Consider the following 13,204-nt stretch of genomic DNA (forward strand, 5'->3'; position numbering starts at 1 on the left):
TCCTTGTCGTCTGAGTCTCGATGGATATGACTCGGATCAATTTGCAAGGGGACGCCCGTTGAGAATGACCGGACCAGGAAGAGCCCCAAGGGGGTGTCTGATCGCATGAATGCTATTGTCGTTACCGCGCTGAAGCGGCCTTATACTTTCGTTGTCCTGTCGATCATGATCCTGATCTTCGGGGTTCGGGCTATCGTTTCGACGCCGACGGACGTGTTTCCTTCGATCAAGATACCGATCGTGGCTGTCATCTGGTCCTATACGGGCCTGATGCCCGAGGACATGTCGGGGCGTATCGTCTATTACTACGAACGCTCCTTAACGGCGACCGTCAGCAATATCGAACATATCGAAAGCTCGTCCTATTATGGACGTGGCATCGTGAAGGTTTTCTTCCAGCCGGGAACCAATACGGCGGTTGCGCAGACGCAGATCACGTCGGTGTCCCAGACGGTCATCAAACAGTTGCCGAACGGTTCGACCCCACCGCTGATTCTGGCAATGGATGCGTCGTCCGTTCCGGTTCTGACGTTGCAGGTCAACAATCCGACCATGTCCGGGTCGGAAATCTACAACATGGCGTCCAACCTGATCCGACCGGAACTGATTTCGGTTCCGGGAGCGGCGATCCCCAATCCCTATGGCGGTCTTGCCCCGGACATCATGGTGGATATCGACCCGATCAAGTTGCTGGCGCACCGGTTGTCCCCGGAAGACGTGGCGACGGCATTGAACCTGCAGAATATCGTTCTTCCGGCAGGCGATCAGCGGATTGGCCAGCTTGACTGGATGGTGAAAACGAACTCGACGCCCCTTGATCTGGAGGTCTTCAACAAGATGCCGATCAAGCAGGTCGGCAATTCCGTGATCTATCTGCGCGACGTTGCGTGGGTGCATCGGGGAGGGCCACCGCAGATCAATGCGGTCCTTGTGAAAGGCCAGCAGGCGGTGCTGATCGTCGTTCTCAAGAGCGGTGACGCCTCCACGCTTTCCGTTGTGAGCGGCATCAAGAAACTCCTGCCACAGGTCGAGGCAACGCTGCCGGCCGGAACGACAGTGAATGTCCTGACCGATGCTTCAAGCTTCGTGAAGGAATCGGTTGTGGACGTGGTACGTGAAATGATCACGGCCGCAATCCTGACCAGCCTGACGGTTCTGCTGTTTCTCGGCTCGTGGCGCTCAACCATCATCGTGGCAACGTCCATTCCGCTGGCAATGTTGTGTTCGATCATCGGGCTGAGCATAGCGGGGCAGTCCATCAACGTTATGACGCTGGGCGGTCTGGCCCTGGCGGTTGGTATTCTCGTCGATGACGCGACAGTCATGATCGAAAACATCGACGCGCATCTCGAAACCGGGAAAGATCTTGAGGACGCCATCATTGATGCCGCCAACCAGATCGTCATCCCGACTTTCGTATCCACGACCTGTATCTGCATCGTGTGGCTGCCGCTGTTCGAACTGACCGGAATTTCAGGCTGGCTGTTCATGCCGATGGCTGAGGCCATCATCTTTGCCATGATCGCCTCCTTCATCCTGTCTCGGACGCTGGTGCCAACCATGGCGAACTGGATGCTGGCGGCTCAGGTGCGGATGCATCGTGACCCCGAGTGGCACAACCGCAAGCCCGGCTTTTTCGGGCGGTTCCAGCGGGGATTTGAGGCGCGGTTCACGAGTTTCCGCGAGCATTACAAGGTCATTCTTGAAAACCTGATTGCGATCCGCGGACGCTTCGTCCTGCTGTTCCTGCTGGCGGCCGTGTCGTCCATGGCGCTGATTCTCTTCATCGGTCAGGACTTCTTTCCTGAGATCAAGTCCGGAACGATGCAGATGCACATGCGTGCGCCGGTCGGTACCCGGCTTGAAGAAACGGGTAAGATCGCAGGGCTGGCTGAGCGCCGCATCCGGAGTCTGTTACCGGGGCAGGTGGTCAATGTCGTCAATAACTGTGGCCTGCCATTCAGTCAGTTGAATCAGGCCATGATCCCGTCTCCGACCGTGGGATCACAGGACTGTGACATCACCATCCAGCTTCGTAATTCCGAAAGCCCGATCCCCGAATACCGTCGTAAGCTCCGTAAAGGTCTGACGAACGATTTCCCAGGCACGGTGTTCACGTTCCAGCCGGGCGACCTGACGGCCAAGATCCTGAATTTCGGTCTGCCGTCTCCGATTGACGTGCAGATCGTGGGTCGTGATCTGAGCGGGAATTTCAAGTTCGCGACACAGATTGCCCAGAAACTGCGTCATATTCCTGGAATTGCCGATGTTTCCATTCAGGAACCGATGACGCAGCCGACCATTCTGGTGAACAACCGCCGTAGCTTCGCGCTGGGGACAGGGATTACCGAGCGGGATGTGGCGTTGAATGCTCTTGTCACGCTGTCCGGTAGTGGACAGGTTGGCCAGACCTATTATCTGAACGCGCAGGGAACATCGCAGCTCATCGATGTGCAGACGCCGGCAAACTATCTCCAGACCATGAACGATCTGGAAATCCTCCCGATCGACAAGGGAGACGGCAACCCGACCAATCAGACGCCGCAGCTTCTGGGAGGGCTGAGTGCTCTGGTCCAGACCGGGACGCCTTCAGAGGTCGCGCATTACAACATCATGCCCGTGTTCGACATTTATGCAGCGCCGGAAGACATGGATCTGGGAACGGTTTCAAGAGCCGTGAACCGGGTCGTGGATGAAGAGCGCAAGCTCCTGCCGCATGGCTCGACCATGGTGGTCCGTGGACAGGCCGTGACGATGAACGATGCGTATGTCCAGCTTGTGGGGGGGCTCGCCCTGTCGATCGTGCTGGTTTACCTGATCATTGTCGTGAATTTTCAGTCCTGGCTTGATCCGTTCGTCATCATCTCTGCGCTCCCTGGCGCTCTGGGTGGCATTGCGTGGAGCCTGTTCCTGACACACACACCGATGTCGGTTCCGGCATTGACGGGAGCGATCATGTGCATGGGAACGGCCACGGCCAATGCCATTCTCGTGGTTGCCTTTGCCCGTGAGCGGATGGAGGAGCACGGCGATGCTGTTCTTGCTGCTCTGGAGGCGGGATATGAGCGTATCCGGCCTGTCCTGATGACGGCGATGGCCATGATCATCGGTATGATCCCGATGTCCATCAGCAATTCCGATAATGCCCCGCTGGGCAAGGCAGTGATTGGTGGCCTGCTGGTCGCGACCGTTGCCACCCTGCTTTTTGTTCCCTGTGTTTTTGCCCTTATGCACTACAAGCGGCCTGCTGGGCCTGAAGGAGACCGCGCGTGAGCCATTCTACGGATCAGGGGCACGTGCCTCCGACAAACCATCCGGTCCGCACGGGTTCAGGCGCGCGCGGCAAACTCATCCTGCTGGTGGTGATCCTGCTGGCGATTGCTCTGGCGGCTTGGGGGATCGTGCAGCGGGGAACGCATTATCATGCCCTGCGCGGCGCGACCGAAGAAGCCGCCATCCCGCCCGTTACGCTGATTACGCCGCAGCCGGGACCGAAGACGCGGCAGGTCGATCTGCCAGCCAATCTTGCCGCATGGTACGAGGCGCCGATTTACGCGCAGGTCTCGGGCTATGTGAAGATGTGGTACAAGGACTATGGCGCGCATGTGAAGCGCGGGGACGTTCTGGCGGAAATCAGCACACCCAGCATCGACGCCCAGTTCGAGGCTGCCAAAGCGCATTACAACGTCATTCTGGCGCGCTATAATCTGGCTGTCATCACCACACAGCGCTGGACGGCGCTGAAAGGCACGCAGGCTGTATCGCGTCAGGAAGTGGACGTGCAGGCCGCCAATGCTGCTGCCCAGAAAGCCGAGCTTGAGGCCGCACGTCATGACGTGGACCGTTTTCAGGCACTTGAGGACTTCAAAAAGATCGTCGCACCCTTTGACGGCATCGTTACGTCCCGTCTGGTGAATGTGGGCGATTATGTGAATGCGGGCGGTGGTAACGTCAATTCCCGCGGTGCGGCATCCGAACTGTTCTCGGTCGCCGACGTGCACCGGATGCGTGTGTTCGTCTCAGTGCCGCAGGATTTTGCGAGTGTGATTTCGCCGAAGATCGAAGCTGAACTGACGGTGCCGCAGTATCCGGGCAGCCGTTTTAAGGCGACGTTCCTCGCAACCGCCAATGCCTTCAATGCCGCGACCCGCACAGTGACGACCGAGCTGACGCTGGATAACGATGATAATTTGCTGTGGCCGAATTCCTATGCGACAGCGCATATCTCGGCTCCCGGAAACCCGAATATCCTGATTCTGCCGGAAGGCTCGATCATCTATCGGGCTGAAGGGACGCAGGTGGCAAAAGTCATCAACAACCATGCGCATCTGGTGAACGTCACCGTGGGCATCAATTTCGGGACGACAGTTCAGGTGCTCAGCGGTATTACAAAAGACGACCGCGTGGTTGCCAACCCTACGGCTGATCTGCTGGAAGGGGACGAAGTTAGGATCGTCCCGACCACACCGGGATACAACACGCCAGGCAAGGCGGTGCAGGATGCGGATCAGCAGCCTGTCCGCCAGCATGACGCAAACCCCGAAGAGGCCGGATCGCGCTGATGAAACCGGAAAGTTCCCAGTCATCCCCCATCCAGACGAACGTGACAGGCCGTAATCGTTCGATCTGGCGGATCACGACAGCGCTGGCCGGCGTTCTGTCGATCGGGCTTACGTCCTGTGATCTGTCCCCCGACTATCATCCCCAGAAATTCCTTTATCCTGAAGGATGGGGAGGGAAGGGGCTGATGGTCAACGCGCAGCCTGCGGATGGTGTCGTCCGGAGTGACTGGTGGACCATGTTCAACGATCCCATTCTCAATGGGCTTGAACAGCGTATGCTGGCCGTCAACCCAGACCTGCAGGCGGAGGCAGAAGCGTTCACGCAGGCCCGCGATGTTGCTCGTGAGACGGAAAGTCGCCTGTACCCGCAGGTGACTGGCTCCGCGCATATGAGTGACAACAAAGGCTCGATCGGGAGGCTGTACAACAATCCGGCTCGCAGCAGCAGCCTCGTCTACGAGTCCAATCAGGCTTATAGCGGTGCTGCGACGTGGGAGCCGGATTTCTGGGATTCCATTCGCAACACGACGCGGATGCAGAAAAACCTCGCTCAGGCTTCAGCCGGACAATATGCGCTGGCACGACTGAGTCTCGAAGCAGAACTGGCATCAGATTACGTTGCCCTGCGCGGCCTTGATGCCCAGAACGCGGTCTATGATGACTCCATCCGCTACTTCCGTGCGGCCGTCGAAATCACGGAACTGCGTCAGGCCGGGTCGATCGGCGCGGGTCTGGACGTCTCGCGTGCCGAGACCCAGCTCTATTCGGCACAGGCCGCAAAAAGCAATCTGATTGCCCGACGCAATGTCATGGAACACGCAATCGCCGTTCTGTTGAACACGGCCCCGGCAGGATTTCACATCGCGCCCGTCAAGGACGTGAAGATGCATTTCGGGGCTGTGAAGATCAACGCGGGGCTGCCCGCATCCCTGCTGGAACGTCGCCCTGACATCGCGATTGCCGAACGCCAGATGGCGGCGTCCGCCCGGGCGATCGGTGTCTCGCGTGCTGCCTTTTATCCGCACATTACTTTCAGCGCGGAGGGCGGATTCGAGGATGGTGGCTTCGATCTGGCCAGTATTTCCCGCGCCTTCTGGAAAATTGCCGTGCAGGCGGTCGAACCGGCCTTTACGGGAGGCCTGAGGCGCGCGGCATTGCAGCGGTCCTGGTCGCAGTACCGTGGTATGGTGGACAATTACCGCTCTGTTGTTCTGGCCGCATTTCAGGACGTCGAGGACGGTCTGACGCAGACCCGGCAGTTCAAGACCGCTCAGGACCAGCAGCAGAAAGCCGTGGAAGCTGCGCTGCGGACGCAGAACATGACGATGGCGCTCTATACAGGCGGGCTATCCAACTATCTTGACGCACTTGTGGCACAGCAGGATGCGCTTCAGGCGCGTCTGGCGGAAGTCGAGGTGCAGACGGCGCAGGTGCAGTCTTCCGTGCGTCTGGTGCGGGCTCTGGGCGGTGGTTGGAGTGCCAGCGATCTGCCGGGTATCAAACAGATCGATCCGTTCGGTCCGCTTCAGTATAAGGATCTGCGGACTCCGAAGCCGGTCAGCGGCATCGACAACCATGCGTCGCCTCTGGACAATGATCTGCGGGGTGATCAGTCGTCGGTCAGTGTTTCGCAAGGCTTGACGGGACAGCCCTAACTGGTCTAGGGGTCCGCCTCACTTCGAACGCGGGAGGAGGCGGCATGGCCGACTCCGTTGAACCGCGGTTCGGGAACGACAAACAGGGGAGTCCCGGATATGGCCAAAAAAATCGTTGGCTACATCAAGCTTCAGATCCCGGCTGGTAAAGCCAATCCTTCTCCGCCGGTTGGTCCGGCTCTGGGTCAGCGCGGCCTGAACATCATGCAGTTCTGCAAGGAGTTCAACGCCAAGACCCAGCAGCTCGAGCCCGGCATGCCGATCCCGGTGGTCATCACCGCCTATGCGGATCGCACGTTCTCCTTCGTGACGAAGACGCCGCCGAACACGTACTTCCTCCTGAAGGCCGCCAAGATTTCCAAGGGCAGCCAGACGGTCGGCAAGTCCGCCGCAGTGGGTTCCGTGACGACAACTCAGCTCCGCGAAATCGCAGCAGAGAAGTTCAAGGATATGAATGCCAACGACATTGATGGCGCCGTGCGCATGCTCGCCGGTTCCGCCAAGTCGATGGGCCTGAACGTGGTGGAGGGCTGATCTCATGGCCAAGAACAAGCGTCTGAACGCCGCGCAGGCAACTGTCGAGCGTAACAAGCCGTACGGCCTGACCGAGGCTGTGGCTTTGGTGAAGAGCAATGCCAAGGCAAAGTTCGACGAGACGATCGAAATCTCGCTGAACCTCGGCATCGACCCGCGTCACGCCGACCAGATGGTCCGTGGTCTGATCTCCCTGCCGAACGGCACGGGCAAGACCCTGCGCGTTGGCGTGTTCGCCCGTGGCCCGAAGGCTGAAGAAGCTCTCGCCGCTGGTGCGGAAGTCGTTGGTGCGGAAGATCTGGCTGAAAAAATCCAGGCTGGCGAAATCAACTTCGACCGCTGCATTGCAACGCCGGACATGATGGCTCTCGTGGGGCGTCTGGGTAAGATCCTCGGACCGCGTGGGCTGATGCCGAACCCGCGTCTCGGCACGGTGACCATGGACGTCAAGGGTGCCATCACGGCAGCTAAGTCCGGTCAGGTTGAATACCGCGCCGAAAAGGCCGGTATCATCCATGCAGGTGTTGGCAAGGCGTCTTTCGACGAAGCCAAGCTGGTTGAGAACATCAACGCTCTGGTCGATGCCGTTCAGAAGGCTCGTCCGACGGGTGCCAAGGGCACATATCTGAAGAAGGCAGCTCTGTCTTCCACGATGGGTCCGGGCGTTCGTGTTGACGTTTCGAGCTTCGAAGCCTGATTGACAGGAGGTCTTCCTTCTGGGAAAGACCTCCACGAAATGACGTCACGCTTTCGGGTGTGATGGCTGAGGGGCGGCCTGTTCGCGGGTCGTTTCCAAACCTGTCCAAGACCGCACGTGGGCCTTCTGGTCCTTAAGGATTTTTCGAAATCGCGGGCGTCAGACGGGGCGACGGTATTTCAGTGGCTCTGCCGCGATGTGCTGGGTTCGCTCACTTCTGTGGACAGGCGAGCGGAGAAGGTTCGAAAGAGCCAACTCCATGGGTAACCTGGTCCGGCGCAAGTCGGACTGACGAGGAGACAGGTTTTGGACCGTACGGAAAAACGGGCCTTTGTTGAGTTCCTCGCCGATGTGTTTGGCAGCACGTCCATGGTTGTCGTCACCCAGAACAAGGGTCTGACGGTTGCCGATGTGACGGAACTGCGTCGACGCATTCGTGCGGCAGGAGCGACATACAAGGTTGCGAAGAACCGGCTGGCCAGCCGCGCTCTGGATGGGACCCAATTCGACGGCATCGCGCCGCTGCTCAAGGGACCGACCGCGCTTGCGTGGTCCGAGGACCCGGCATCGGTGGCGAAGGTGATCGTCGAGTTCGCCAAGACGAATGACAAACTGGTGGTGCTTGGTGGCGCCCTGGGTTCCCAGACGCTTGGCGTCGACGGAGTCAAGGCCCTCGCCGAGCTGCCGTCGCTGGACGAGCTGCGTGCGAAGCTGGTGGGTATGATCAATACCCCCGCAACGCGTATCGCAGGCGTTGTCCAGGCGCCGGCTGGCCAGCTTGCTCGTGTTCTTGGTGCCTATGCCAAGGCCGGCGAAGCAGAAGCCGCCTGAGAATGATGGTCTGCGCTGCGGCGTAGGCCTGAACCTGATCAACAGTACATCTATTTAGGATAAGACCATGGCCGATCTGGCAAAGATTGTTGAAGAGCTGTCCGCTCTGACCGTTCTGGAAGCTGCAGAACTCTCCAAGCTGCTCGAAGAGAAGTGGGGCGTTTCCGCCGCTGCTCCGGTTGCAGTTGCTGCTGCTGCTGGCGGCGCTGCTGCTGCACCTGCTGAAGAGCAGACCGAATTCACGGTTGTCCTGGCTGACGCCGGCGACAAGAAGATCAACGTGATTAAGGAAGTCCGTGGCATCACGGGCCTCGGTCTGAAGGAAGCCAAGGACCTGGTCGAAGGCGCACCGAAGACCGTCAAGGAAGGCGCGTCCAAGGACGAAGCTGCCAAGATCAAGAAGGCTCTTGAAGACGCCGGTGCCAAGGTCGAAGTCAAGTAATCTACTGATTTCGGGTTGCGGCGTTCGCGTCGCAGCCACTGCCTGGCAGACAGATGGGGCGGGGATCGCATGCGGTTCCCGCCCGATTTGCCGTTGGAGCGGAAGAGGCGTATAGTGCGCGGCTCGCCACGTACTGAAAATTTCATAATGGCCGGTCGTTCCGGTCGTCCGCAATGCAGGAGCCAGTTCTCCAGCGCAGTTTACGGGCGACTCGAAGGTCTGGTGCAGAGGGCAGAAGAGATGAACGCGATCACCAAATCGTTCACGGGACGCAAAAGGATCCGCAAAAGTTTCGGGCGTATTCCCGAAATTGCGCCGATGCCCAATTTGATCGACGTGCAGCGCGCCTCCTATGAGGCATTCCTGCAAATGAACGTAAGCCCTGACAGTCGGCAGGATGCCGGCCTTCAGGAAGTCTTTCGTTCGGTGTTTCCGATCAACGATTTCGCGGGTCGCGGCCGTCTGGACTTCATGTCCTACGAATTCGAAGATCCGAAATATGATGTTGAAGAGTGCATCCAGCGTGGCCTGACCTATGCAGCACCGCTGAAGGTTATTCTCCGTCTGACGACGTGGGATATCGACGAGGACACCGGTTCGCGCTCGATCCACGATATGAAGGAACAGCCGGTTTACATGGGCGACATGCCGCTCATGACCGATAACGGCACTTTCATCATCAATGGCACCGAGCGTGTCATTGTCTCCCAGATGCATCGTAGCCCGGGCGTGTTCTTCGATCACGACAAGGGCAAGACGCATTCTTCGGGTAAGTATCTCTTTGCTGCCCGTGTTATTCCGTATCGTGGTTCCTGGCTCGACTTCGAATTCGATGCCAAGGATCTGATCTATGTCCGTATCGACCGTAAGCGTAAGCTGCCGGTCACGACGCTTCTTTATGCGCTTGAAGGTGCAAATTACCTCGCGCAGCGTGAACAGAAGATCGTCGAAGGCGGTGATGTCGAAGGTCTCGATATCCGTGGGATGGATCAGGATGAAATCCTGTCCTATTTCTACCAGACCGTTCCTTTCACTCGTCTGGGTGGCGAGTGGGCTCGCCCGTTTGACCCCGATGCCTTCCGCGGCCTGAAGCTGCTCAGCCCGCTGGTCGATGCCGATACGGGTGAGGTGGTTGCGGAAGCTGATGCGAAACTGACCGCACGCATGGTCCGCAAGATTGCCGAGAAGACCCGCGTTGTGCAGGTTGGTCGTCTCGATATTCTTGGCCGTTTCCTTGCCTATGATCTCGTGAACGAGAATACAGGTGAGATTTACGGTGAAGCGGGTGAAGAACTGACCGAAGACCGTCTGGCAGCGCTTGAAGAGATGGGCATTACGGAGCTTCCGCTCCTGTCCATTGATGGTTCGCACGGTCCCTGGATCCGTAACACGCTGTCTGCTGACAAGAACAGCTGCCGTGATGAAGCCCTGATCGATATCTATCGTATCATGCGCCCCGGTGAGCCGCCGACCAAGGAAACGGCTGAAGCCATGTTCCGTGGGCTGTTCTTCGATCAGGGCCGCTACGATCTCTCCGCGGTCGGTCGTGTGAAGATGAACATGCGTCTTGATGTGGATGCGCCCGATACCCTGCGTGTCCTGCGTAAAGAAGATATCCTGCGCACGATCAAGATCATGTGCGAACTGAAGGATGGCCGCGGCCAAATCGACGATATCGACAACCTCGGTAACCGTCGTGTCCGCTCTGTCGGCGAATTGATGGAAAACCAGTATCGTGTCGGTCTGCTCCGCATGGAGCGTGCCATTCGCGAACGTATGGGCTCTGTCGATATCGATACGGTCATGCCGCATGACCTCATCAACGCGAAGCCCGCTGCTGCTGCCGTGCGTGAGTTCTTCGGCTCTTCCCAGCTCAGCCAGTTCATGGATCAGACGAACCCGCTTTCCGAGGTGACGCACAAGCGTCGTCTTTCGGCGCTTGGCCCAGGCGGTCTGACCCGTGAGCGCGCAGGCTTCGAAGTCCGTGACGTTCACCCGACGCATTACGGCCGTATCTGCCCGATCGAGACGCCGGAAGGCCCGAACATCGGTCTGATCAACTCCCTGTCGACCTATGCCAAGGTGAACAAGTACGGCTTCATCGAGACGCCGTATCGTCTGGTAGAAGAAGGCGTTCTTCAGGATGGCTGGAAATATCTTTCCGCCATGGAAGAAGAAAAGCTGGTTGTCGCGCAGGCCGATGCCAAGCAGGACGATCAGGGCCGTCTGACGGATGAACTCGTGTCCGTCCGCCGCTCGGGTGACTTCCGCGTCGTTCCGCCGGAGCAGGTTACGGCCTGTGACGTTTCGCCGAAGCAGCTTGTCTCTGTTGCCGCCGCGCTCATTCCGTTCCTTGAGAACGATGACGCCAACCGTGCACTGATGGGCGCGAACATGCAGCGTCAGGCTGTGCCACTGGTGAAGGCTGACGCCCCGCTGGTCGGTACAGGTATGGAAGCTGCGGTTGCACACGATTCTGGTGCGACCATCGTTGCCAAGCGTCGCGGTGTGATCGACCAGATCGACGGTGCCCGTATCGTTGTTCGTGCCACGGACGAAGCAGGTGCCACGCAAGGTGTCGATATCTATCGTCTGCGCAAGTACATGCGTTCCAACCAGTCCACCTGCATCAACCAGCGCCCGCTGGTGAAGGTTGGTGATACGGTTCATGCTGGCGATATCATTGCCGATGGTCCGTCCACCGAGCTTGGTGAACTGGCTCTGGGTCGTAACGTGCTCGTCGCGTTCATGCCCTGGAATGGTTACAACTTCGAAGATTCCATTCTGATCTCCGAGCGTATTGCCCGTGATGACGTCTTCACTTCGATCCATATCGAAGAATTTGAAGTCATGGCCCGTGATACGAAGCTGGGTCAGGAAGAAATCACGCGCGACATTCCGAATGTCGGCGAGGAAGCCCTGCGCAACCTCGACGAGGCCGGTATCGTGTATGTCGGCGCTGAAGTGAATCCGGGTGATATCCTTGTCGGTAAGGTGACGCCGAAGGGTGAAAGCCCGATGACGCCGGAAGAAAAGCTTCTGCGCGCCATCTTCGGTGAAAAGGCTTCCGATGTTCGTGACACGTCCCTGAAGCTGCCGCCCGGTACGACGGGCACGATCGTTGACGTCCGAGTCTTCTCCCGCCGTGGCGTGGACAAGGACGAGCGCGCCATGGCGATCGAGCGCGCCGAGATCGAGCGCCTCACGAAGGACCGTGACGACGAGCGTGGTATTCAGGAACGCAGCTTCTACAATCGTCTGCGCGAGCGTCTGGTTGGTCAGACGGCTGGTGCCGGCTTCAAGGGGCTCCGTTCGGGTACACCGATTACGGAAGAGGTTCTGGACGAGCATCATCGCGCGACCTGGGCCAGCATTACGGTTACGTCCGACGACGTCATGGCGGAGCTTGAAAAGCTTCGTGGTGAGTTCAAGGAAGCGACCCGCCGGATCGATGCGCGCTTCGACAGCAAGGTCGAGAAGCTGCAGCGCGGTGACGAGCTGCCGCCTGGTGTGATGAAAATGGTCAAGGTCTTCGTTGCCGTGAAGCGCAAGCTTCAGCCGGGTGACAAGATGGCCGGTCGTCACGGTAACAAGGGTGTGGTCTCCCGCGTTGTTCCCGTCGAAGACATGCCCTTCCTTGAGAATGGTCAGGCCGTTGACATCGTTCTGAACCCGCTGGGTGTGCCGTCGCGCATGAACATCGGTCAGATCCTTGAAACCCATCTGGGCTGGGCCTGTGCCAATATCGGTGCAAGCATCGGCGACATGGTGGACGAGTATCAGCGTACTGGTGAGCGTAAGCAGGAGCTGCTGGATCGTCTGCGTGAGGTCTATGGCGATGTGGTCTATAATGACGACATCACGACTCTGCCGAACGAACAGCTGATTGAGCTTGCGAACAATCTTCGCAAGGGTCTTCCGATCGCAACGCCGGTGTTTGATGGTGCTTCCATTCCCGACATCGAAGAGATGCTCGAGAAGGCCGGTGTCAACAAATCCGGGCAGTCGCAGCTGATTGACGGTCGTACGGGTGAGCTGTTCGAACGTCAGACGACGGTCGGCTACATCTACATGCTGAAGCTGCATCACCTTGTCGACGACAAGATCCATGCCCGTTCGATCGGTCCTTACTCGCTCGTCACGCAGCAGCCGCTGGGTGGTAAAGCGCAGTTCGGTGGTCAGCGCTTTGGTGAAATGGAAGTGTGGGCTCTTGAAGCATATGGTGCAGCCTACACGCTGCAGGAAATGCTGACGGTGAAGTCGGATGACGTGTCCGGCCGTACCAAGGTCTACGAGGCAATCGTTCGCGAACAGGACGATTTCGAAGCCGGTATTCCGGAGAGCTTCAACGTTCTGATCAAGGAACTGAAGTCGCTCGGCCTGAATGTCGAACTCGAGCAGAGCGGGCTTTAATTGTCCGCTCCCTCCTTCTCGCTACGGTTCATTTTTAAAGTGTCCGCGGTACGCCGCGGGACACATTGGG

General features: G+C 58.5%; 8 protein-coding genes. All 8 read left to right on the forward strand.

From position 1 onward, the window contains the following. The first annotated feature begins 105 nt into the window (after window positions 1-105). The 8 genes from JK208_RS08120 (at window position 106) to rpoB (ending at window position 13,134) form a co-directional block, all read left to right on the forward strand. On the forward strand, window positions 106-3,273 hold the full coding sequence (locus tag JK208_RS08120; protein WP_194268027.1) for an efflux RND transporter permease subunit: 3,168 nt from the start codon (window positions 106-108) through the stop codon (window positions 3,271-3,273). Further along, on the forward strand, window positions 3,270-4,562 hold the full coding sequence (locus tag JK208_RS08125) for an efflux RND transporter periplasmic adaptor subunit (RefSeq protein ID WP_194262294.1): 1,293 nt from the start codon (window positions 3,270-3,272) through the stop codon (window positions 4,560-4,562). The genes JK208_RS08120 and JK208_RS08125 overlap by 4 nt, the downstream gene beginning before the upstream one ends. Continuing rightward, complete coding sequence (locus tag JK208_RS08130) at window positions 4,562-6,217, forward strand: efflux transporter outer membrane subunit (RefSeq protein ID WP_249202027.1); 1,656 nt, start codon at window positions 4,562-4,564, stop codon at window positions 6,215-6,217. Before JK208_RS08125 ends, JK208_RS08130 begins: the two co-directional genes overlap by 1 nt. 99 nt (window positions 6,218-6,316) lie before the next feature. Then, window positions 6,317-6,751 (forward strand): 50S ribosomal protein L11, encoded by a 435-nt coding sequence (gene rplK / locus JK208_RS08135; protein ID WP_099286923.1) that lies wholly within the window; start codon window positions 6,317-6,319, stop codon window positions 6,749-6,751. 4 nt (window positions 6,752-6,755) lie between these two features. Next, entirely contained in the window at window positions 6,756-7,448 is a 693-nt protein-coding gene (rplA, locus tag JK208_RS08140) for a 50S ribosomal protein L1 (protein WP_062110027.1), read from the forward strand. 306 nt (window positions 7,449-7,754) lie between these two features. Continuing rightward, the gene (rplJ, locus tag JK208_RS08145; protein WP_099286922.1) at window positions 7,755-8,279 is read left to right on the forward strand and encodes a 50S ribosomal protein L10; all 525 of its coding nucleotides are present in this window, start codon (window positions 7,755-7,757) and stop codon (window positions 8,277-8,279) included. 67 nt (window positions 8,280-8,346) lie between these two features. Next, window positions 8,347-8,721 carry a 50S ribosomal protein L7/L12 gene (gene rplL / locus JK208_RS08150; RefSeq protein ID WP_099286921.1) on the forward strand — a complete coding sequence of 125 codons (375 nt, stop codon included), beginning with the start codon at window positions 8,347-8,349 and terminating at the stop codon, window positions 8,719-8,721. Window positions 8,722-8,961: 240 nt separating this feature from the next. Then, complete coding sequence (rpoB, locus tag JK208_RS08155; protein WP_194262415.1) at window positions 8,962-13,134, forward strand: DNA-directed RNA polymerase subunit beta; 4,173 nt, start codon at window positions 8,962-8,964, stop codon at window positions 13,132-13,134. The last annotated feature ends 70 nt before the right edge of the window (window positions 13,135-13,204 follow it).

It is taken from the genome of Gluconobacter sp. Dm-74, from assembly GCF_018256135.1.
In the GTDB taxonomy this organism is placed as follows: Bacteria; Pseudomonadota; Alphaproteobacteria; order Acetobacterales; family Acetobacteraceae; genus Gluconobacter; species Gluconobacter cadivus.

Coding starts and splice junctions, on each gene's coding strand:
- rpoB (WP_194262415.1), top strand. CDS start 8,962: ATGAACGCGATCACCAAATCGTTCACGGGACGCAAAAGGATCCGCAAA.
- JK208_RS08120 (WP_194268027.1), top strand. CDS start 106: ATGAATGCTATTGTCGTTACCGCGCTGAAGCGGCCTTATACTTTCGTT.
- rplL (WP_099286921.1), top strand. CDS start 8,347: ATGGCCGATCTGGCAAAGATTGTTGAAGAGCTGTCCGCTCTGACCGTT.
- rplK (WP_099286923.1), top strand. CDS start 6,317: ATGGCCAAAAAAATCGTTGGCTACATCAAGCTTCAGATCCCGGCTGGT.
- JK208_RS08130 (WP_249202027.1), top strand. CDS start 4,562: ATGAAACCGGAAAGTTCCCAGTCATCCCCCATCCAGACGAACGTGACA.
- rplA (WP_062110027.1), top strand. CDS start 6,756: ATGGCCAAGAACAAGCGTCTGAACGCCGCGCAGGCAACTGTCGAGCGT.